The following is a 20,529-nucleotide window of genomic DNA, read 5'->3' on the forward strand; positions in this document are numbered from 1 at the left end:
CCTCGTGCCCGACCGCCTGCTTCCCCTGCTGCCCGTCCACCCCGGCGGCCGTTCCCCGGTCACCTGTGAGTACCGCTGCGGCAACGCGTGCGCCCACCCCGAGGCGAACGAGACCGGCAACGAGTACTTCGGCGACGTCGTCAAGGACATCTCCCGCCGCCGGGTCTTCAAGGCCGGCGCCGTGATGGCCGCCGCCGCGGGTGGGTTCGCCGCCCTCTCGGGTACGGCGGCGGCCGCGCCGCTCCAGAAGCCGCGGCCGCCGCGCCCGGTGCCCGGCACCGACTTCGACCCGGTCCCGCCGAACAAGCTCGACGCGGTCAGCGTCCCCGACGGCTACGCCCAGCGGGTCGTCGTCCGCTGGGGCGACCCGGTCGTCGCGGGCGCGCCGAAGTTCGACTTCACCAGGCAGACCGCGGCCGCGCAGGCCAAGCAGTTCGGCTACAACAACGACTTCGTCGGCCTGATCCCGCAGGACCCGCTCGGCCTGTCGAACCTGCTCGTGGTCAACCACGAGTACACGACCGAGGTCCACATGTTCCCGGCCGACCAGTACGACCCGGCCAACCCGACCGAGGAACAGGCGAAGATCGCCTGGGCGGCGCACGGCCTCTCCGTGCTGCAGGCCCGCCGCGACCCGGTCCACGGCGGCCTCGAGGTGGTCCCGAGCCGGTACGGCCGCCGGATCACCCTCGACACGATCTTCGAGGTCCGCGGCCCGGCCGCCGGCTCGAAGTTCCTCAAGACCGCGGCCGACCCGAGCGGGCGCAAGGTCCGCGGCACGCAGAACAACTGCTCCGGCGGCGTGACGCCGTGGGGCACGGTGCTCTCCGGCGAGGAGAACTTCGACCAGTACTTCGCCAACTCCGACAAGGTCACCGACCCGGTCGCGGCGGCGCGGCTCAAGCGCTACTCCGTCGGCAGCGGTACGAGCACCCGAAAGTGGGAGCGCTTCGACAAGCGCTGGGACGTCTCGCAGGAGCCGAACGAGCCGAACCGGTTCGGCTGGGTGGTCGAGATCGACCCCCACGACCCGAACTCGACGCCGGTCAAGCACACCGCCCTCGGCCGCTTCAAGCACGAAGCCGCGAACATCAAGATCACCGCGGACGGCCGGGTCGCCGTCTATTCCGGGGACGACAGCCGCTTCGAATACATCTACAAGTTCGTCTCGAAGGGCAAGTACAAGCCGGGCCACAGCGCGCACGCCCGCCGGCACAACTCGGCGCTGCTCGACGAGGGCACGTTGTACGTCGCCCGCTTCACCGGTGACAGCCCGGGCGAGATCGACGGCGCGGGCAAGCTCCCGGCCGACGGCGAGTTCGACGGCACCGGTGAGTGGATCCCGCTGGCCAGTGGCGACAAGTCCTTTGTGGACGGATTCACCGCCGAAGAGGTCTACGTCTTCACCCGCCAGGCCGCGGACAAGGTGGCGGCCACGAAGATGGACCGGCCCGAGGACATCGAGCCGAACCCGGTCAACGGCCGGGTCTACGCGGCGCTGACCAACAACAGCGACCGCGGCGCGGCGGGCAAGGCCGGCGTCGACGAGGTCAACCCGCGCAACGGCAACAAGAACGGCCACGTCCTGGAGTGGGAAGAGGACCGCGGCGACGCGGCGTCGACCCGGTTCGCCTGGCGGCTGCTGCTGGTCTGCGGCGACCCCGCGGCGGCCGACACCTACTTCGGCGGGTTCCCGAAGAACCAGGTCAGCCCGATCTCCTGCCCGGACAACGTGGCCTTCGACCGGCACGGCAACCTGTGGGTCGCCACCGACGGCAACGCGCTCGGCGCGAACGACGGCCTGTTCTCGGTGCCGGTCACCGGCCCGGAGCGCGGGCACGTCAAGCAGTTCCTGTCGGTGCCGGTCGGCGCCGAGACGTGCGGCCCGGTCGTCACCGACAACCTGGTCCTCGTCGCGGTCCAGCACCCCGGGGAGAACGCGGCGAGCTCGGCGAACCCGACGTCGCACTGGCCGGACGGCGGCACCGCCCAGCCGCGGCCGGCCATCGTGTCGGTGTGGAAGAAGGGCCGCTTCGGGCTGCCCGGCCGCATCGGCGAACGCTGACGCACGGTCCCGCCCGGCCGAGGTTCACTCTTAAGTGGACGGTCTTCGGCCGGTGCGGGCCCGCGCCGCGCGCCATAGTCGAAGGGTGATCTTCTCGGGGCGCACGGCGGCAGTGGCGGTGGTGGCGATCGCGGCGGCGGTCGTTCCCGCGTCGGCGTCCGTCGCCGAGGACGCGCCGCCGGTCTGCGGCGGGCTCGCGGCGAACCCGAGTGTCGAGGAAACGGCGAGGAACGGCGCACCCGACGGGTACGTCTTCAACCCGGCCGCGCCGGTCCCGCCCGGAACACCGGCCGCGAAGGTGCCGAGACTGGCGACCGAACAGCAGTACGCGGTCGACGGGCAGCGCGCGGCGGTCATCCAGACGCCGGACGGCAAGACCAGCACCGCGTACCAGACCGAGCGGTTCGTGCCCGGCGGCGTCTACACCCTCGGCGTCTGGACGGCTTCGATCGCGCCGCGCTACGAACCGGCCACCGGCCTGCGGTTCTACGACGCCACCGGCACGCAGATCCAGGAGACCAAGCTCGTCGCCGACCACTACGCCGGCGACGGCGCTCTCGTCCGGCAGGACTTCCCGGCCGCGACGGCGCCGGCCAAGGCGACGGCGGTGAAGTTCTTCGCCACGACCACCCTCGACCGGCTGCACTGGGACTGCGTCGACCTCCAGCTCGCGGCCTACTCGGTGAAGAAGGAAGTGCAGAACCCGGCGACCGGCGCGTGGGCCACGTTCGCGACGGTCACCGCGGGCGAAACCGCGCACTACCGCATCACCGTGACCAACGAGGGCACCCAGGACCTGACCGGGATCACCGTGCAGGACCCGTGGTGCACCGGCTCGTTCGAGCCGTTCGCGCTGGCGGCGGGCGCGAACCGGCAGCTGACCTGCGACCACCCGGAGCTCACGGTGGCCGACAGCGGGCACGTCAACACGGCGACGGTGACCGGCGTGCACTACGCGGGCGGCGCGGGCGGCGCGCTCGGCGACAAGACGGCGTCGGCGACGATCACGGTGTCGCCACCGCCGGCCATCGCGAAGATCGGCGACTTCGTCTGGGCGGACCGCAACCGCGACGGCCTCCAGGACCCGGCCGAGCCCGGCGTCGCAGGCGTCAAGGTGACGTTGAAGGACGGCGCGGGCGGCACGGTCGCCACCACGACGACCGACGACAAGGGCAAGTACGGCTTCGAGAAGCTGAAGGACGGCACGTACCAGGTCTGCTTCGCGGTCCCAGCGGAGTTCACGGTGACCCGCCGCGACGCGGGCAGCGAAGACCGCGACTCGGACGCCGGCCCGGACGGCTGCACCCCGCCGCGCACCGTCGGCGGCCCGTCCCACGAAGACTTCGCGGTGGACCTCGGGCTGCTCGCCCCGACGAACCGGATCGGCGACTTCGCCTGGACCGACACCGACGGCAACGGCCTGCAGGACGCGGGCGAGCCGGGCCTCGCCGGCGTCAAGGTGGTGCTGAAGGACGCGAGCGGCAAGGAAGTGGCGAACGTGGTGACCGGCCCGGACGGCTCGTACGGTTTCGACGGCCTGGAGGACGGCACGTACCAGGTGTGCTTCACTGCGGACGGCCACCACCCGGCCCCCAAGGACGCGGGCGACGACACCCGCGACTCCGACGCGGACCCGGCGTCCGGCTGCACGGACCCGCGCACCCTCGGCGCGGGCAAGCGCGAAGACCGCACGGTGGACGCCGGCTTCGCCGCTACGGTGGGGGCATGACGGATCTCCCCCTCGCGTTGGTGACGGGCGCGTCCCGCGGAATCGGCGCGGCGATCGCCCACCAGCTGTCCCCAACGCACCGCCTGCTGCTCGGCGGCCGCGACGCCGACGCGCTGGCAGCCCTGGCGAAGGAGCTCCCGGGGGCGAAGCCGTGGCCGGTCGAGCTGACGAACCCGGCTTCCCTGGCGGCGGCGGTCGCGGACATCGGGTCTTTGGAGGTCCTGGTCCACTCGGCGGGCGTCGCACGCCTGGGCCGCATCGAGGACGCCTCGGCGTCGGCGTGGCGCGAGAACTTCGAGGTCAACACCCTGGCGGTGGTCGAGCTGACCCGCCTGCTCCTCCCGGCGCTGCGCGCAGCCCGCGGCCACGTGGTGGTGATCAACTCCGGAGCGGGCTTGAACGCCCGCCCGGGCTGGTCCCCGTACGCGGCGAGCAAGTTCGCCGTCCGCGCCTTCGCCGACGCCCTCCGCGAGGAGGAAAAGGACATCCGCGTGACATCGGTGTACCCGGGCCGCACGGACACGGAGATGCAGCAGGAGATCTTCGCGGGTGAGGGCCGCGAGTACGACACAACGCACCTGCTGAAGGCGGACTCGGTGGCCACCGCGGTGGCGACGGCGGTGGCAGCCACGCCGGACGCCCACCCGACGGAGATCATCCTCCGCCCGCGTTAGGCCCGCAGCCGCGTCGCCGTCTCGGCCACCCGATGCTCGCGGATGTGCGTTCGCTCGCGGCTCGGTGCCCGCCACCCCGAAGCCCGATTGTGACTACGGCCGGCAGTACCGCGTCAAGGCGGGAAAGATGCCTTGACCCGGCACTGCCGGCCGTGTTCTGGCTTCGGATCGGGGTTGCGGGGAGGTCTGGGCGGTGTGCCGGTTCTGCTTCAGCGTTGCGATCGCCGCGGTCCGGCATGTGCGCCGCAGCCGCCAAGGCCCGGACAAACTCCCCCGCCCTCCCTGGGGGGCGTCCCCAAGTCCAGTCTATCGGCCCCCACCGACGAAACCGCCCGATCGCCGCCTCGGGGCCCGGGTTGTCCACAACCGCGCGCGCCTGTGGATCAAGCCCGCAGCCGCCGCTAAGCCCGCAGCCGCCCGCTAACCGGCAGCTGCCCGCTAACCGGCAGCTGCCCGCTAACCGGCAGCCGCCCGCTAACCGGCAGCCGCCGGCTAAGCCTGCAGCTGCCCGCTAAGCCCGCCGCTGCCCGCTAAGCCCGCCGCCGCCCGCTAAGCCCGCAGCCGTGCCGCCGTCTCCGCCACGCCGGCCTGTACCTTCGCCCGGTCCACCTTCACCGACTCCCCGTCGGCCACCACCTGCTCGCCCGCGACCCAAACATCCCGCACCCGCCGCGACCCCGCCGCCCACACCAGGTTCGACAGCAGCTGCACGTCCGGTACGTCCAGCCCGCACGCGAACGCCGGGTCGTCCAGGTCGATGTGCACCAGGTCGGCCCACCGGCCCGGCTCCAGGGCGCCGATGTCCGACCGGCCCAGTGCCGCCGCTCCACCCCGGGTCGCCAGCAGGAACACGTCCGCTGCCGTCAGGATCGTCGAGTCGCCCGTCGACAAGCGGGCGAACATCGCCGCCAGCTGGAGTTCCTCCCACAGGTCGAGGTCGTCGTTGGACGCCGGGCCGTCGGTGCCGAGACCGACCGGTACCCCGGCGGCGCGCAGGTCCGCGATCCGCGCGATCCCCGAGGCCAGCTTCGCGTTCGAGCCCGGGCAGTGCGCCATGCCGACGCCGTGGGCAGCGAACAGCTCGATGTCGGCGTCCGACAGGTGGATCGAGTGGGCCGCCAGCACCCGGCCGTCCAGCATGCCCAGCTCGCGCAGCAGGGCCGGCACCGAACCGTGCGTCTCACGCACCGCCGCGTCCTCGAGCGCCGCCTCGGCGACGTGGATCTGGACCAGTGCCCCGCGCGCGGCCGCCGACTCCGCCGTGGCGCGCAGGCCCTCGGCCGACAGCATGTACGCCGAGTGCGGGCCGTAGCCGAGCTCGATGCGGTCGCCGTGGCCGAAGCGGAGGCCGTCGGTGTCGATCCAGCGCTCGATGCCCGCCAGCTGGGCCTTCCAGTCCAGCCCCGGCAGCTCCATCACCGGCGGTGCGACCAGCACGCGGCCGCCCGTCGTGAGGACCGCGTCGACCAGCTGCTCGCCTTCGAAGTACATCTCGGCGCTGGTGGTGACGCCGTGGCGGAGCATCTCGACCGAGCCGAGGAGCATGCCGGTGCGGATGTCCTCGGGCCGCAGCTTCGCCTCGGCGGGCCAGATGATCTCGTTGAGCCACGGCAGCAGCGGCAGGTCGCCGCCCATGCCGCGCAGCAGCGTCATCGGGCTGTGCGCGTGCGTGTTGACCAGTCCGGGCAGCAGGATGCCGGTCAGGGTGGTGACCGGCGCGGCGGACTCGGGGGCGGTGGCCGCCGGTCCGCAGTGCGAAATGCGCCCATCGGCGTCGACGTCGACGACCGCGTCACGGAGAAGCGAACAGGACGGGTCGGCGGGGAGAACGACAGGGGCGTGGAAACGGCGTTGCATCTCTGGATACTACGCACCGGGAATTACGAAACGACTCCGCTCCGCCACGCCCACGCCGCGGTCTCCACCCGGTTCCGCGCGCCGATCTTGCTCTGCACCGACGCCAGGTGCGTTTTCACCGTCGACAGCGACATGAACAGCTCCGCGCCGATCTCGGTGTTCGTCAGCCCGCGCGCCGCCGCCTTGACGACGTCGAGTTCGCGGGCGGTCAGCGGCTCGGACGGCGGCTCGGCCCGCCGCTTCACCGAGTCGGCCCCGTTGAAGTGCTTGAGCAGCCGGACGGTGATCTGCGGCGAGACCAGCGCGTCGCCGCGGTCGGCCGCGCGGACCGCCTCGATCAGCAGGGCCGGGCCCGCGTCCTTCAGCAGGAAGCCGTGCGCGCCGTTGCGCAGGGCCGTGTGGACGTACTCGTCGAGGTCGAACGTCGTGACCACGACCACCTTCAGCGGGTCGGTCACGTCCGGCCCGGCCAGCTGGCGGGTGACCTCCAGGCCGTCGAGGCCGGGCATCCGGATGTCGAGCAGGCAGACGTCCGGGCGCAGCTCGCGGGCCTTCGAGACCGCCGAGACGCCGTCCGCGACGTCGGCGACGACCTCGATGTCGTCCTGCGCGTCCAGGATCATGCGGAAGCCCATCCGCACCATCTCCTGGTCGTCCGCGATCAGTACCCGGATCACTCGTCCCCTTCCATGTCTTCTCCAGCCGTCAGCGGCAGCCAAGCTTCGACGCGCCAGCCGCCGTCCGGGCCGCGCCCGGCCGACAGCCGGCCCTTGAGCAGCGCGACGCGTTCGCGCATGCCGACCAGACCGTAACCGCCCGACCCGCCGGCGGGCCGGTGCGCCGGCTCGCGCCCGTTGTCCGTCACCCGCAGGTGCAGTTCACCGCCGGCCACCTCCGCGACGACGACGGCTTCGGTCGCGCCCGAAGCGTGCTTGCCGACGTTCGTCAGCGACTCCTGCACCAGCCGCAGCGCCGAACGGCCGACCTCGTGCGGCAGGTCCGGCGGCACGTCCAGGTGCATCGACGTCGGTACGCCGTGGTTGGCCGACTCGACCAGTTTCCGTAGGTCGGCGCCGAGATCGGTGGTGGCCTGCTCGCTGAACTCGCTCATCCCGGCCGGCGCGTCGCCGCGCATCGAGCGGACCAGCCGGCGCATCGCGGCGAGCGCCTCGACGCCGGCGTTCTCGATCCGCGCCATCGCCTCGACCGCGATCTCCGGCTTCTGCGCGGCCATCATCCGCGCGGCCTGCGCCTGCACCACGATCCCGGTGACGTGGTGGGCGACGACGTCGTGGAGCTCGCGGGCCAGCGCCATCCGCTCGGCCGTCTGCGCGTCGCTCACCGCTGTCTGCACCGCCTGGGTGCGCTGGGCGTCCCGCGAGCGCAGCATCAGGCCGACGGCGATGGCGATGCCCAGCATCAGCGTCGCGGAGAAGGCCAGCAGCGACAGCGTCTGGGGGTCGGTCTGCAGGCCCCGCGACGGGTAGGAGTTGAGGATCGCGGCGAGCGCCACCACGCTCGAGAGCACGGCGATCCGCGGCCAGGAACGGCTCAGCCCCTGGGCGCGGGTCAGGTTCACCACCACGCCCAGGCCGGCGATCACCTGCGCGGCAGGCACCCCGCCGGGCAGCACGTAGTCGTAGGACCGCAGGTTCAGGAACGGCGTGATCACCGCGGAGACGAGCATGATCCCGGCGAGGCCGAGCAGCGCGTCGGCGGGCCGCCGCGGGGAGAGCACCGCGATGACGGCCGCGACCAGCGAGCAGAACAGGATCGGGAACGCGCGGGCGTTGCTTGAATACGTGTAGCCGAACTCGAACAGCAGCGCGAACGCCAGCAGCCCCATCAGCGGCCATTGCCCCATCGCCAGCTCGTTCACCCGGTGCAGCCGGCGCGCCCGCGGATCGGCCTGCGGCCGGCGGTCACGCGCGGCGATGGCCGGCACCAGCGCCCCGCCGAGCAGCAGCACGCCGAACAGCAGCGCCTGGGTGCCCGTGCCGCTGTCGATGTCGCCGACACCCGCGTACCGGCCGAAGACGGCGACGAGCCCGGCGAAGACCAGGAAGCCGACCACGCAGAACGCCACGCCCGCACGGGCCCGGCGGGCCACGTAGTAGACCATCAGCACCCCGGCCACGACCTCCGTGATCGTCACCTTCGGCAGCACGCTGGAGTAGGGCGGGATGTGGAACGCGTGGATGAAGAGGGTGGAGAAGATCAGCACCGCGCCACCGGTCACCCCGGCGACCGCGGCGCGCTGCTGGGCCCAGAGCCCGCACGCGACCATGCCGAGGATGCCGGGCAGCAGGCCGAAGTCGACGAAGCGCGGCCCGTGCTCGTCGAGCGCCGCCTGCGTCGTGAAGACGAGGTCGAACAACAGCGCCGCGTACAGCACCGCCGAGGGCACGCCGATGCGCCGCACCAGGGCGGTGATGCGGGTGGAGAGCGTTTTCGAGGGGGGCGCGGCGGGCACAACGTGACGTTACGTGATTCCCCGGTCCCCGCACCTTGGCCGAGTGGCCCGCGCTCCCTCGGCCGATCGGCCGAGGCGGCCCGGCCCGGCAGTGGCCGTCTGCCCGAAGTGGACGCACCCCGATTTCCGCGAGGCTCGTCGGCGTCAAGATCCGACCGAGAGGGAGAACCTCGTGGACCCGAACACCCCACACGCGATGAACGGCGCGGTGCTCTCCGGCCGCGGGCTGGTGAAGCGCTACGGCACCCAGTACGCCCTGGCCGGCATCGACATCGACATCCAGCCGCGGGACGCCGTCGCCATCGTCGGGCCGTCCGGCTCGGGCAAGACGTCGCTGCTGCACGTGCTGGCCGGCATCCTCCGGGCCGACGACGGGCAGATCTTCCTCGGCGGGCAGCGGATCGACCACCTCGGCGAGAAGAAGCGCAGCGAGCTGCGCCGCACCGAGTTCGGCTTCGTCTTCCAGTCGGGGATGCTGGTGGCCGAGCTGTCGGCCGAAGAGAACGTGGCGCTGCCGTCGCTGCTGGCCGGGCTCGGGCGCAAGGAGGCCATCGACGCCGGCCGGGTCTGGCTGTCCCGCCTCGGCCTGGCCGGCAAGGAACGCCGCCGTCCCGGTGAGCTGTCCGGCGGCGAGGCCCAGCGCGTCGCGATCGCCCGGGCGCTGACCCACCGGCCGAAGGTCATCTTCGCCGACGAGCCGACCGGCGCGCTCGACACGCGGACCGGCCGCGAGACGATGGACGCCCTCCTCGGTGCCGCCCACGAAACCGGCGCCGCGGTGATCGTGGTGACGCACGACCGCGAGCTGGCCGAGTCGATGCCGAAGACCGTCGCCATCCGCGACGGCCTGATCGCGACGAGGCTGGCGGCGTGAACTCCCTCCAGATCGCCCTGCGGGTGCTGAAGGTCGACCGGCGGACCCGGACGTCGGCGATCCTCACCGCGGTCGGGGTGGCCGTCGCGACCGGGCTGGTCCTGCTGCTGGCGACGCTGCCGTTCGCGACGCAGAACCGCGAGCAGCGTGCCATCTGGCAGGGCGAACACCACGTCGGCTACCAGCTCGACGGCCAGCGGAAGATGCTGTTCAACGCCGCCACGGACTACTTCGCCGGACAGCAGATCGTCCGCGTCGACGTCGCGCCGGTCCCCGGTGCCGCGACCGGGTCGATCGCACTGCCGCCGGGGGTGCCGCAGCTGCCGGGGCCGGGGGAGACCGTCGTGTCGCCCGCGCTCGGCCGGCTCCTGCAGGCGCACCCGGCCAACCAGCTCGGCGACCGGTTCGGCAAGCCCGTCGGCGCGCTCGGCGAGGACGCCCTCCGCTTCCCGGAACAGCTCGTCGCGCTCGTCGGGCACACGCCGGACGCGATGCCGGAGAACGCGTACCCGCTGACGGGCTTCCCGGCGGGCAAGGCCAGCCCGGATCCCCTGCTCATGCTGCTGTCCTGGGTCGGGATCATCGTCCTGCTGGTGCCGAGCCTGGTGCTGGTCGCGTCGTCGGCGCGGCTGACCGCGGCCCGGCGGGAACGGCGGCTCGCCGCGATCCGGCTGGCCGGGGCGACGCCGGGGCAGGTCACGAACATGGTGGCCGCCGAGACGACGCTCTCGGCGGGCATCGGTGCGCTGCTCGGCCTGCTGATCAGCCCGGCGCTGCACGGTCTCGCGTCCTTCGTGCCGTGGGCCGGCGGGACCTGGCTGGCGTCCGACTTCGCGCTGCCGGTGGGCCTGACGGTGTTCATCATCGTGGCCATCCCGGTGCTGGTGGTGCTGGCCGGTGTCCTCGGCCTGCGCCGGGTGCTGAAGAACCCCCTGTTCGCGACCGGCGGCCACACGAAGAAGCCGCTGCACTGGTGGCGGCTGCTGGCGCTGCCCGCGGCCGGGGCGTTCTTCCTCGTCGCGGTGACGACGGCGAAGGAGTACGGCGGCATCGGGTTCGTCATGGCGGGGCTGTTCTTCCTGGTCGGCTCGGCCGCGATCGTCGGGCCGTGGGTGACGTCGGCGGTCGGCGGCACGTTCGTCCGGATCTGGCGGCGCCCGTCCGCGCTGCTCGCCGGGCGCCGCCTGCGTGACGACCCGAAGGGCGCCTACCGCTCCTCCGCCGGGATCGTGCTCGCGGTGTTCGCCGGGTCGATGGCGCTGACGCTGCTGCCGACGTTCGAATCGATGGCCGGTGGCGGGCGGTCCTTCGCCGACTCCGTGCTCTACGTCAACACCGACAGCCGGCACGCGGGCAGCATCGTCGAGCAGGCCAACGCCTCCCTGCGGAAGTACGGCCAGCCCGAGCAGGCGGTCGCGGTCGGCGACGTCTACCTCGTCCGCGGCGAGGCCCCCAACCGCTACGGCCACCGCGCGCTGGTGATGACCTGCGCCGACGCGGTCAAGCTGACCCGCTACGGCCTCACGCCGGAGAACTGCGCCGGCGGGCCGGCCGTCTTCGGGGCCACGCCGATCGACCTGGCGGCGTTCAAGTTCGCGTCCTCGTGGGAGGGGACGGCGGTGGCCCCGAAGTCGGGGACGCGGATGGAAGCCGTGCCGCCCCGCGACGCGGACCTGTCGGACACGCTGATCGTCGATCCCGCCGCGCTGCCGGCCGGGCTCGAGCCGGCCACCTACACCGTCGTCGCGCCGACCACCGACGCGAACCGCGAGATCGTCCGGACGGCGCTGGCCGGACCGGCGGCGGGCGAGGAGATCGGCAGCCGCGACCAGTACCTGTTCAACCAGCAGACCGAGCTGGGCGACCTGCGCCGGGTCACCGTGATCGGGCTGATCGCCGCCGGGATCCTGGCCGGCTGCAGTGCCGCGGTCGCCACCGCGGGCTCGGTGATGGACCGCCGCCGCACGTTCGGCGCGCTGATGGCCGCGGGCACCCCGGTGCGGGTGCTGGCGCGGGCGTTGCGGATGGAGGCCGCGCTGCCGGCGCTGGTCGCGACCATCGGCGCGGGAATCGTCGGGGTACTGGTCGGCGTTGGGCTGTACAGCATGGTCGACCCGCGGGGGATCGTGGTCAGCCCGTGGTTGCTGGCGCCGGTGGTGCTGGGCGTCGGGGTGGCCCTGCTCGGCGCGTCGGTCTGCACGCCGGCGCTGAAGCGGGTCCAGGCGGAACCGCTGGCCGACGAATGAGGCGTCCGCCGCTGCAGTCGAGGCAGCGGCGGATACCGGGGGTGGTGAGCTGAAGGGGACTCTCTCCGCAGGGGATCCGGGGAGAGTTCCCTTCAGCGCTTTTCGAAGATCAGGTCGTGCGAGACGCGGCCTTCGACGTCGGCGCGCTGCTCGAACTTGGTCACCGGCCGCCACTCCGGCCGCGGCGCCCAGCCGTCGTACCGGTTCTTCAGCGCCGGCTCCGCGGAGCAGACCTCGAGCATCTGCTCGGCGTAGTTCTCCCAGTCGGTCGCCATGTGGAAGGTGCCGCCGGGGGCGAGCCGGGACGCCACGAGCGCGGCGAACGACGGCGACACGATCCGCCGCTTGTGGTGCTTCTTCTTCGGCCACGGGTCAGGGAAGAACAGCCGGACGCCGTGCAGCGAGTCCGGCTCGACGTGCTCGGTCAGCAGCACGACGGCGTCGCCGTGCAGCAGCCGCAGGTTTTTCACGCCGAGGTTTTCGGCGCGCAGCATCAGCTGCCCGAGGCCCGGGTCGTAGACCTCGGCGGCGACGTAGTTCAGCTCCGGCGCTGCGGCGGCCAGCTGCGAGGTCGTCTCGCCCATGCCGGAGCCGATCTCCAGCATCACCGGCGCCTCGCGGCCGAACCACGCGGTGAAGTCGATCGGCCCTTCGGGCAGTTCGCTCACCGTGCGGCCCAGCCGCGGCCAGTGTTCTTCCCACGCCCGCTGCTGCCCGACGGTCATCCGGCCACCGCGCTTGACGTAACTGACCACGCTGCGCAGCCGACGTCCGTCCTCTTTCTCCACAGAGGCAATGTAGCCGGGCGCGTAGCGCCTCCGTTGAGGGTGGTGGCGGGGGCATGGATGGATTAACGAATGGCCTCGATCACCCCGAGACGCGACCGCAGTCCGGCCAGCCCGGCGATCGGGATCGGGTCCGGTGTCCGGCCGGTGTGCGCGGGCAGGACGTCGATCCAGCCCGGGTGCCGGTCGGTGTTCATCACCGTCGTGGGAATCGCGTGTCCCGATTTGCCGCGTTCGGACGGCATGAACTCCCAGTAGCCGGATTCGCCGTCCGCCGCCCACGGGACGAATTCCCACCCCGGGCGCCTGCCGAGCAGCTGCGCGATCCGGTCCTCGACGCGGAAACCCTGTTCCCGCGAATCGAGCGTGCCGTCGGCGACCGCGCGCAGCCACCACGGCGCGGGGATCGGGCCCGCCATCCCGGCCGAAGCGCGGAACAGGGCCAGGACGCTGTCCTCCGGGGCGCGGTGCACCCACGCCCGGCGGAGTTCGGCGGGAGTCGCCGCCGTCATGGCGGCCTGCGGGAGTTCGATCGCCCGCGACCATTCGAGGTCCAGCATGGGTTCGAGCCGGGGTGCGTCGTCTTCGACGCGGGCTCGGGGAATCGTGCCGCCCAATTCTTGCCCGGTGTCCACCGTCAAGATTCACCTCCAGGGGAGCTAGACGGTTCCGGTGCTCACTTACGAATATTGCCTGGTCATAGCAGTATGTCCGGTGCCTGTGAGACAGGCCACAGCTGTTTCACCTTTTGTTAACAAGGTTTTTTGGGGTATTGAGACCGCGGTCACGCTCAGGCGTCGCGCCGTGCCGTTACGAGTACCCCGGCCACGAACAGGGCAACGGTGATGGCCGCGAAGTAACCGAGGTACCCCCACGGCCCGAGCGGCGCCGACGGCAGCTGCAGCGAGCCGCCGGTGAAGCTCGCCGCGCCGACGAACTCGTCGGCCGCGTGGAAGGGCATCCACTGGTAGACGTGCTTGCCGAAGCCCGGGATGAAGAGGACGACGCCTTCCAGCACCTGTGTCCACACGAGGACGATGGTCAGGGCGAAGGCGACGCTGCGCAGCAGCAGCGCGACGCCGACCCCGGCGACCGCGGTGAAGAGGAAGACCAGGCTCTGGCCGAGCACCGAGCGCCACGCGGCGGCCGACTGCAGCGCGAGGTCGGCGTCCGGCTGCACCAGCGCCGCCAGCCCCCATGACCCGAAGCCGACGACCAGCCCGAGCACCGTGCCCAGCGCGGCGACGACCACGACCTTGGCGACCAGCGCGGGCACCCGGCTCGGCACCGCTTGGAACGTCAGGCGCATGGTGCCCCAGTTGAACTCCGACGCCGTCGCGAGCACGGCGAGGACGAGCAGCACGGACCGGCCGTTGCCGCTCGCGAGCTGGGTGTTGCCGACCGTCGGCGGGATCTCCGGGCCGGCCAGCGCGAAGAACAGCGCGGTGAAGCCGAGCGGCGCGACCACCGCGATGGCCAGGCACCACCACGGCGCCCGGGTGCTGAACAGCTTGATGCGCTCGGCGCGGAGGAGGTTGGCGATCATCGGGAGGACTCCGGGGACGGCACCGCGAACTCGACGGCGTCACGGGTGAGGTCGAGGTAGGCCTGCTCGAGCGAGCCGGAGATCGGGCTGAGCTCGTGCAGCGTCGCGCCGGCGTCGAAGGCGAGCTGCCCGATCCGGTCACTGTCCAACCCGGACACCACGAACGCATCACCCGATTCGGTGAACTCGGCCTGCCCGGTCAACGCCGTCCGCAGCCGGTCGGCGTGCGGGGTGCGGACGCGCACGCCGTGTTCACTCGTCTGCGCGATGAACTCCTCCATGGTGCCCTGGTAGATCAGCCGGCCGCGGCCGATCACCACGAGGTCCTGCGCGGTCTGCGCCATCTCGGGCAGCAGGTGGCTGGAGACGAACACGGTCCGGCCTTCGGCGGCCAGCGCGTGCAGCAGCTGGCGGATCCAGGCCATGCCCTCGGGGTCGAGGCCGTTCACCGGCTCGTCGAACAGCAGCACGCGCGGGTCGCCGAGCATGGCGGCGGCGATCCCGAGCCGCTGCTGCATGCCCAGCGAGTACTGCAGCACCCGCGTCTTGCCGACGCTGGTCAGCCCGACCAGCGCGAGCACCTCTTCGACGCGCTTGTCCGGGATGCCGTTGGTGGCGGCCAGCCAGCGCAGGTGGTCGCGCCCGCTGCGGCCGGGGTGGCGCCAGGTGGCGTCCAGCATCGCGCCGACCGTCCTCAGTGGATCTTCCAGCTGCCGGTACGGGACGCCGTCGACGAGCACGTGGCCGGCGTCCGGGCGGTCGAGGCCGAGGATCAGCCGCATGGTCGTGGACTTGCCGGCGCCGTTCGGGCCGAGGAAGCCCGTGACGCGCCCCGAGCGGGCGGTGAAGGTCAGCGCGTCCACCGCGGTGGTGGCGCCGTACCGCTTGGTCAGTGCCGTCGCTTCGATCATGGGCTCCCCGTCCGTCGTCGGCGAGCCTACTGCGAAACACCGGATCCGGGTCGCCCCCCGACAGCGCGACCCGGATCCGGTGTTCTCCCCTTTTCCCCTGTTACCCCCTAGGCGTCCCGCTTCTTCGCGACCCCGAGCGCGACGAGCAGGAACACGAGCGCGATGCCGGCGAAGTACGCCAGCGCCCAGCCCGGGCTGAGCGGCGAATCCGACGGCGGCGGGCCGTCGCCCCCGGCGGCGGCACCGCGCAGGAACTTGTTCGCCACGTTGAACGGCAGCCACTCGTGGATGTGGTGCCCGACCTTCGGGATGAGCTGCACCAGCTCTTCGACGGCCAAGTAGTAGATGAGCAGCAGGGCGATGGCGCCGGCGCTGTGCCGGACGAGGATCCCGAGCGCGACGGCGAGCACGGCGGCGACCGCGAACACCGGCCCGAGCCCGGCGACGTTCAGCCAGTCCTGCGTGGTGTGCAGGCCGATGCCGTCGTTCGGCCGCATCAGCATGCTGAGGCCGAGGGCGCCGAAGGCGGCGATCTCGCCGATCACCAGGGCCACGAGCGCGACGACGATCGTCTTGGCGACCAGCGCCGGCGAGCGGTGCGGCACAGCCTGGAAGGTCGTCCGGATGGTGTTGAAGCGGTATTCGGTGGTCACCGCGAGCGCGGCGAGCACCATGACGACGGCGATGCCGAACTGGGAGCCGCCGAACTGGGTGGCGGCCACGGAGACCGGTTCGTCGGCGGGCGACGCGCCGGAGAAGATGGCGGCGAAGCCGATGGCCAGTGCCAGGGTGATGAGCGCGCACCACCACGGCGAGCGGGTCGAGAACAGCTTGATGCGTTCCACGGCGAGCAGGTTCATGGTCTTGGTTTCCCCGGTTACTTGGCGGACTCGAGCACGTGCTGCGCCTCGGCGTCGAGGCCGGTGTGGTACTCGACGGAGTCGCCGGTGATCTGCATGAAGGCCTGCTCGAGCGAGCCGGTCTGCGGGCTCAGCTCGTGCAGCACGATCCGGTTGGCGGCGGCGATCTCGCCGATCTTGTCGCTGTCCATCCCGGACACCACGAGCCCGGTGTCGTCCCCGGTGACACCGGCGCTGGCGCGCTGCAGCGCGTCGCGGAGCTCGGCCAGCTGCGGCGAGCGCACCTTGACCGTGTTCTCCGCGGCGCGGGAGACGAACTCTTCGGTCGACGACTGCGAAATCAGCTGCCCGCGGCCGATCACCACGAGGTTGCTCGCGGTCAGCGCCATCTCCGAAAGCAGGTGGCTCGACACGAACACGGTGCGGCCTTCGTCGGCCAGCCGGTGCATGAACTTCCGGATCCAGAGGATGCCCTCGGGGTCGAGGCCGTTCACCGGCTCGTCGAACAGCAGCACCTCCGGGTCGCCGAGCAGGGCGGCCGCGATGCCGAGGCGCTGCGACATGCCGAGTGAGAACCCGCCGGCGCGCTTGCCCGCGACACTGGTCAGGCCGACCGTCTCGAGGACCTCGTCGACGCGGGTGGCCGGGATACGGTTGGACTTCGCCATCCACAGCAGGTGGGCGCGCGCCGAGCGGTTGGGGTGCACCCACTTCGCGTCGAGCAGGGCGCCGACGGTGCGCAGCGGCTCCTTGAGGTCGTGGTACTTCTTGCCCCCGATGGTGACCTGGCCGCCGGTCGGGTTGTCCAGGCCCAGGATCATCCGCATGGTGGTGGACTTGCCCGCCCCGTTCGGGCCGAGGAAGCCGGTGACCTGGCCCGCGGACACGGAGAACGACAGGTTGTTCACCGCCAGCGTCTTTCCGTACCGTTTGGTGAGGCCGGTTGCCTCGATCATGGCTGCTCCTCTTCCGCCCCTCGCTTACGACGCGTTCATCGTCGCGGGTCGGGGGTGGTTCGCGCGTCACCCTGGAGGCCGAACCCCTCCCCCTACCTGAGTAGTACCTTGCTGGCTCTTCGGCCGATGCGCGATCCGTGATGACCCTGAGTCAACCCTGATTCGACGTCATTAATGAACTGTGGTTCAATAACGGCGTGGCCCGGCCGAGGAGCATCACCGATGAGCGGCTGCTGGCCGCGGCGGAGACCGTGATCGGCCGCTGCGGCCCGGGTTTCACGCTGGCGCAGGTGGCGGCCGAAGCCGGGGTCTCGGTCGGCACGGTCGCGCAGCGGTTCGGCTCCAAGAGCGGTCTGCTGCAGGCGATGAGCCGGCGGGCCACGCAGCGGGCGGTCGAGCAGATGCGGGAGTGCGCCGAGCGGGCGGACGACCCGGTCGACGGCCTGCGCGCCGCGGCGGTCTCGGTCTACGCGGTGCTCGGTGACGCCGAAGAGGCCGCGAACCACCTGGGCCAGCTCGGCGTGGACATCGGCGACCCGGTGCTGCGGTCGCTGCTGGGCGAGCACTTCACGGCGGTCGAAGGAGAACTGCGGCGGCTGGTGCGGGCGGCGGCTTCGTCGCTGCCGCACGCGCCGAGCGTGCCGCGGGCGGCCCGCGCGGTGCTCGGGGTCATCAACGGGGTGTCGATCGACTGGTCGATCCGGCCGCACGGGCGGCTGGCCGACCGGCTGGCGGAGGACGTCGACGCGGTGCTGTCCGCGTGGCGGGGACGGGAGGACTCGTGAGTTTGCGGGGCAAGGTCGCCGTGGTCACCGGGGCGACGCGGGGCTGTGGGCGGGCGATCGCGGTGGAATTGGGCCGCGCGGGGGCGACGGTGTACGTCACCGGCCGCACGACGCGCGAAACCGTGTCGCCGATGAAGCGCCCGGAGACGATCGAAGAGACGGGTGAGCTGGTCGAAGCGGCCGGCGGCAAAGCGGTGGTCGTCCGCTGCGACTTCACCTCGCAGTCCGATGTGGACGCACTCAGGGCCCGTATCGAGTCCGAAGTGGACGGGATCGACATCCTGGTCGACGACGTCTGGGGCGGCGACATGTACTTCCACTTCGACGCGCCGTTCTGGGAGACGCCGCTGGAGGACGCGCTCACCCTGACGCACAACGCGCTGGACACGCACCTGATCGCGCTGCACAAGCTCCTGCCGCTGGTGCTCGCCCGCCGGGGCCTGGTCCTCGAGGTGACCGACGGCGACAACGACGACTACGTCGGCGCGGGCCTCCCCTACTACCTGGCCAAGTGCGGCATCCGCGCGCTCGGCCGAGCGCTGGGCGTGGAGCTGAAGAAGCACGACTGCGTCGGCCTGGCGGTGACGCCGGGCTTCCTGCGCTCGGAGTCGATGCTCGACCACTTCGAGGTCACCGAGGAGAACTGGCGCGACGCGGTCGGCAAGCTGGCCCCGGTCGACTTCAAGATCTCCGAGACGCCGTACCTGCTGGCCCGCGGCGTCGCGGCCCTGGCGCAGGACCCCGACGTCGGCCGGTTCGCCGGGCAGACGCTGGCCTCTTGGACGCTGATGAAGGAGTACGGCTACACGGACATCGACGGCGACCGCCCGGACTTCGGCCGCTGGCTCACCGAGGTCCGCCACGCGGGCAAGGACCCGGCGACCACCCCGCCGGACGGCTTCCGCTGAGTCAGGCGATGCCGGGGCGCGCGAGGCCGGTTTCGTAGGCCAGCACCACGGCCTGCACCCGGTCCCGCAGCTCCAGCTTCGCCAGGATCCGCCCGACGTGCGTCTTCACCGTCGCCTCGGAGAGGAACAGCGCCTCGGCGATCTCGAGGTTCGACATGCCCTTGGCGATGAGCACGAGCACCTCGCGCTCGCGGTCGGTGAGCACGTCCAGCTCGGCGGTGTCCCGCATCGGCGGGCCGCCGGTGCCGACGAAGCGGTCCAGGAGCCGCCGGGTCACCGACGGCGACACCACCGCGTCACCCGAGGCGACCGCGCGCAGGGCCGAGACCAGGTGGCCGGGCTGGGTGTCCTTGAGCAGGAACCCGCTCGCCCCGCCCTGCAGTGCCGCGTAGACGTACTCGTCGAGGTCGAACGTCGTCATCACGAGCACGCGCGCGGTGCCCGCGGCGACGATCCGCTTCGTCGCCTCGACGCCGTCGAGCACCGGCATCCGGACGTCCATCAGCACGACGTCGGGACGCAGCTGCTCGGCCAGCTCGATGGCCTGCGCCCCGTCGCCCGCCTCGCCGACGACGTCGATGTCCTCCTGCGCGCCCAGCACCATGCGGAACCCGACGCGCATCAGTTCCTGGTCGTCGACGACCACCACCCGGATCACTTGTCCAACCTAACCGGCAGGGCCGCGCGGACCTGCCACCCACCGCCCGCAGCCGGGCCGACGTCCAACGTTCCGCCGTACACGTGCGCGCGCTCGCGCATGCCGATCAAGCCGTTGCCACCCGGCAGCCGGGGATTGCGCCCGCCCGCCGCGACCAGCTGCCCGGCGCCGGCGCCGTCGTCGGACACCAGCACCTCCACCAGGTCGCCGGTGCGGTGCACCCGCACCGAAGCGGTCGCGCCGCGGCCGGCGTGCTTGAGCGTGTTGGTCAGCGACTCCTGCACGATCCGGTAGATGCCGAGTGAGACGCCGGCCGGCAGGTCGCCGAGCTCGCCGAGCTCCAGGTCCACCGGCACCCCGGCGGTGCGCATCCGGTCGGCCAGCTCGGCGAGGGCGTGCGCGTCCGGCTGCGGCACCCGTGGCTCGCCGTCCGCGTCGTCGCTGCGGAGCACGTCCAGCAGCCGCCGCAGCTCGCCGAGCGCGCCGCGGCCGGTCTCGGAAATCGTTTGCAGGGCCCGCTGAGCGAGCTCGGGGTTGCTCTGGATCGCGTAGGACGCGCCGTCGGCCTGCACGACCATCACGCTCACCGCGTGCGCGACGACGTCGTGCAGCTCGCGCGCGATCCGCCCGCGCTCCTCGGCCACCGCGATCCGGGTGGCCTGGTCCCGTTCGGTCTCGAGCAGGTGCAACCGGGCCTCCACTTCCACGTCGTAGGCGCGCCGGGCCCCGACGAACTCGCCGAGGGTCCAGCACAGTGCGATGCCGAACGCCAGGAACAGCGCCGCGATGACCAGCTCGTCCGCCGGACCGAGGGCCAGCTGCACGGCCGACCCGGCGACGACGGCACCGACGTACACCAGCCCCTGCCGCCGTCCGGCGTAGACGACGACCGAGTAGATGCTCATCGCCAGCGCGGCGACGCTGGAGATGCCGAGCTCGAGCGTGCCGTGGATGATGCCGATCACCAGCACGGCGTACGCCGACCACAGCGGCGACCGCCGCCGGAACACCAGCGGCGCCACCATGGCGATGTTCACCGGCACGGCGATGTACCAGGGCGGCATTTCGGCGATCTCGTCGAAGCCGTCGACGGCGAACAGCAGCAGGTCGAACAGGCCGAGCAGGACGGCCAGCACCGAGTCGCCCGCCATGGGGTGGGCACGCATCCAGAGGCTCAGCCGTCGCACCACCCAACCCTAGGT

Annotated in this window: 18 protein-coding genes; 7 read left to right on the top strand and 11 right to left on the bottom strand. The window is 72.0% G+C overall.

Annotated features, from left to right (window positions below; translation table 11 throughout):
- Window positions 1-4 precede the first annotated feature (4 nt).
- The 3 genes from HUT10_RS27910 (at window position 5) to HUT10_RS27920 (ending at window position 4,468) form a co-directional block, all read left to right on the top strand.
- On the top strand, window positions 5-2,065 hold the full coding sequence (locus tag HUT10_RS27910) for a PhoX family phosphatase (RefSeq protein ID WP_176173914.1): 2,061 nt from the start codon (window positions 5-7) through the stop codon (window positions 2,063-2,065).
- 85 nt (window positions 2,066-2,150) lie between these two features.
- On the top strand, window positions 2,151-3,794 hold the full coding sequence (locus tag HUT10_RS27915; protein ID WP_176173915.1) for an SdrD B-like domain-containing protein: 1,644 nt from the start codon (window positions 2,151-2,153) through the stop codon (window positions 3,792-3,794).
- Complete coding sequence (locus tag HUT10_RS27920; RefSeq protein WP_176173916.1) at window positions 3,791-4,468, top strand: SDR family oxidoreductase; 678 nt, start codon at window positions 3,791-3,793, stop codon at window positions 4,466-4,468. Before HUT10_RS27915 ends, HUT10_RS27920 begins: the two co-directional genes overlap by 4 nt.
- Before the next feature lie 549 nt (window positions 4,469-5,017).
- Here the strand turns inward: HUT10_RS27920 and HUT10_RS27925 are convergent.
- From HUT10_RS27925 to HUT10_RS27935, 3 genes are read right to left on the bottom strand one after another with little or no spacing between them, the layout of a single operon-like run.
- Window positions 5,018-6,325, bottom strand: coding sequence for an amidohydrolase family protein (locus tag HUT10_RS27925; RefSeq protein ID WP_176173917.1), 1,308 nt, complete (start codon window positions 6,323-6,325; stop codon window positions 5,018-5,020).
- 23 nt (window positions 6,326-6,348) lie between these two features.
- Complete coding sequence (locus tag HUT10_RS27930) at window positions 6,349-7,002, bottom strand: response regulator transcription factor (RefSeq protein WP_176173918.1); 654 nt, start codon at window positions 7,000-7,002, stop codon at window positions 6,349-6,351.
- Window positions 6,999-8,798, bottom strand: coding sequence for a sensor histidine kinase (locus HUT10_RS27935; protein WP_176173919.1), 1,800 nt, complete (start codon window positions 8,796-8,798; stop codon window positions 6,999-7,001). The genes HUT10_RS27930 and HUT10_RS27935 overlap by 4 nt, the downstream gene beginning before the upstream one ends.
- Window positions 8,799-8,994: 196 nt before the next feature.
- Between HUT10_RS27935 and HUT10_RS27940 the strand changes: the two genes are divergently transcribed.
- Window positions 8,995-9,672, top strand: a complete 678-nt coding sequence (locus tag HUT10_RS27940; protein ID WP_176178043.1) for an ABC transporter ATP-binding protein — start codon at window positions 8,995-8,997, stop codon at window positions 9,670-9,672.
- On the top strand, window positions 9,669-11,918 hold the full coding sequence (locus HUT10_RS27945; protein WP_176173920.1) for an ABC transporter permease: 2,250 nt from the start codon (window positions 9,669-9,671) through the stop codon (window positions 11,916-11,918). The genes HUT10_RS27940 and HUT10_RS27945 overlap by 4 nt, the downstream gene beginning before the upstream one ends.
- Window positions 11,919-12,010: 92 nt before the next feature.
- On the opposite strand, the gene trmB is transcribed toward HUT10_RS27945, so the two are convergent.
- The 6 genes from trmB to HUT10_RS27975 form a co-directional block, all read right to left on the bottom strand.
- On the bottom strand, window positions 12,011-12,643 hold the full coding sequence (trmB, locus tag HUT10_RS27950) for a tRNA (guanosine(46)-N7)-methyltransferase TrmB (RefSeq protein ID WP_254897494.1): 633 nt from the start codon (window positions 12,641-12,643) through the stop codon (window positions 12,011-12,013).
- Between the two features lie 125 nt (window positions 12,644-12,768).
- Window positions 12,769-13,338, bottom strand: a complete 570-nt coding sequence (locus tag HUT10_RS27955; RefSeq protein WP_254897067.1) for a hypothetical protein — start codon at window positions 13,336-13,338, stop codon at window positions 12,769-12,771.
- A 155-nt stretch (window positions 13,339-13,493) separates the two neighbouring features.
- Entirely contained in the window at window positions 13,494-14,249 is a 756-nt protein-coding gene (locus HUT10_RS27960; protein ID WP_176173922.1) for a hypothetical protein, read from the bottom strand.
- Window positions 14,246-15,160 carry an ABC transporter ATP-binding protein gene (locus HUT10_RS27965; protein WP_176173923.1) on the bottom strand — a complete coding sequence of 305 codons (915 nt, stop codon included), beginning with the start codon at window positions 15,158-15,160 and terminating at the stop codon, window positions 14,246-14,248. Before HUT10_RS27965 ends, HUT10_RS27960 begins: the two co-directional genes overlap by 4 nt.
- Window positions 15,161-15,267: 107 nt before the next feature.
- Entirely contained in the window at window positions 15,268-16,020 is a 753-nt protein-coding gene (locus tag HUT10_RS27970) for an ABC transporter permease (protein ID WP_176173924.1), read from the bottom strand.
- 17 nt (window positions 16,021-16,037) lie between these two features.
- Window positions 16,038-16,976, bottom strand: a complete 939-nt coding sequence (locus tag HUT10_RS27975; RefSeq protein WP_176173925.1) for an ABC transporter ATP-binding protein — start codon at window positions 16,974-16,976, stop codon at window positions 16,038-16,040.
- A gap of 197 nt (window positions 16,977-17,173) precedes the next feature.
- Here HUT10_RS27975 and HUT10_RS27980 point away from each other — a divergent pair, with 197 nt between their 5' ends.
- Window positions 17,174-17,761, top strand: a complete 588-nt coding sequence (locus HUT10_RS27980; RefSeq protein WP_176173926.1) for a TetR/AcrR family transcriptional regulator — start codon at window positions 17,174-17,176, stop codon at window positions 17,759-17,761.
- Window positions 17,762-17,763: 2 nt separating this feature from the next.
- A complete protein-coding gene (locus tag HUT10_RS27985) occupies window positions 17,764-18,669 on the top strand; it encodes an SDR family NAD(P)-dependent oxidoreductase (protein WP_176178045.1) in 906 nt (301 codons plus the stop codon).
- Window position 18,670: 1 nt separating this feature from the next.
- On the opposite strand, the gene HUT10_RS27990 is transcribed toward HUT10_RS27985, so the two are convergent.
- Together HUT10_RS27990 and HUT10_RS27995 are read right to left on the bottom strand one after the other, a co-directional pair.
- Window positions 18,671-19,327 (bottom strand): response regulator transcription factor, encoded by a 657-nt coding sequence (locus tag HUT10_RS27990; protein WP_176173927.1) that lies wholly within the window; start codon window positions 19,325-19,327, stop codon window positions 18,671-18,673.
- On the bottom strand, window positions 19,324-20,478 hold the full coding sequence (locus HUT10_RS27995) for a sensor histidine kinase (protein ID WP_176178046.1): 1,155 nt from the start codon (window positions 20,476-20,478) through the stop codon (window positions 19,324-19,326). Before HUT10_RS27995 ends, HUT10_RS27990 begins: the two co-directional genes overlap by 4 nt.
- Window positions 20,479-20,529: the final 51 nt, after the last annotated feature.

Origin of the sequence: Amycolatopsis sp. Hca4 (genome assembly GCF_013364075.1) — a bacterium.
In the GTDB taxonomy this organism is placed as follows: Bacteria; Actinomycetota; Actinomycetes; order Mycobacteriales; family Pseudonocardiaceae; genus Amycolatopsis.

What these genes read in the sequence shown, in the direction of transcription:
- HUT10_RS27920 (WP_176173916.1), top strand. Translation starts at nt 3,791, where the DNA reads ATGACGGATCTCCCCCTCGCGTTGGTGACGGGCGCGTCCCGCGGAATC.
- HUT10_RS27970 (WP_176173924.1), bottom strand. Translation starts at nt 16,020, where the DNA reads ATGAACCTGCTCGCCGTGGAACGCATCAAGCTGTTCTCGACCCGCTCG.
- HUT10_RS27925 (WP_176173917.1), bottom strand. Translation starts at nt 6,325, where the DNA reads ATGCAACGCCGTTTCCACGCCCCTGTCGTTCTCCCCGCCGACCCGTCC.
- HUT10_RS27995 (WP_176178046.1), bottom strand. Translation starts at nt 20,478, where the DNA reads ATGGCGGGCGACTCGGTGCTGGCCGTCCTGCTCGGCCTGTTCGACCTG.
- HUT10_RS27960 (WP_176173922.1), bottom strand. Translation starts at nt 14,249, where the DNA reads ATGATCGCCAACCTCCTCCGCGCCGAGCGCATCAAGCTGTTCAGCACC.
- trmB (WP_254897494.1), bottom strand. Translation starts at nt 12,643, where the DNA reads ATGACCGTCGGGCAGCAGCGGGCGTGGGAAGAACACTGGCCGCGGCTG.
- HUT10_RS27975 (WP_176173925.1), bottom strand. Translation starts at nt 16,976, where the DNA reads ATGATCGAGGCAACCGGCCTCACCAAACGGTACGGAAAGACGCTGGCG.
- HUT10_RS27940 (WP_176178043.1), top strand. Translation starts at nt 8,995, where the DNA reads ATGAACGGCGCGGTGCTCTCCGGCCGCGGGCTGGTGAAGCGCTACGGC.
- HUT10_RS27965 (WP_176173923.1), bottom strand. Translation starts at nt 15,160, where the DNA reads ATGATCGAAGCGACGGCACTGACCAAGCGGTACGGCGCCACCACCGCG.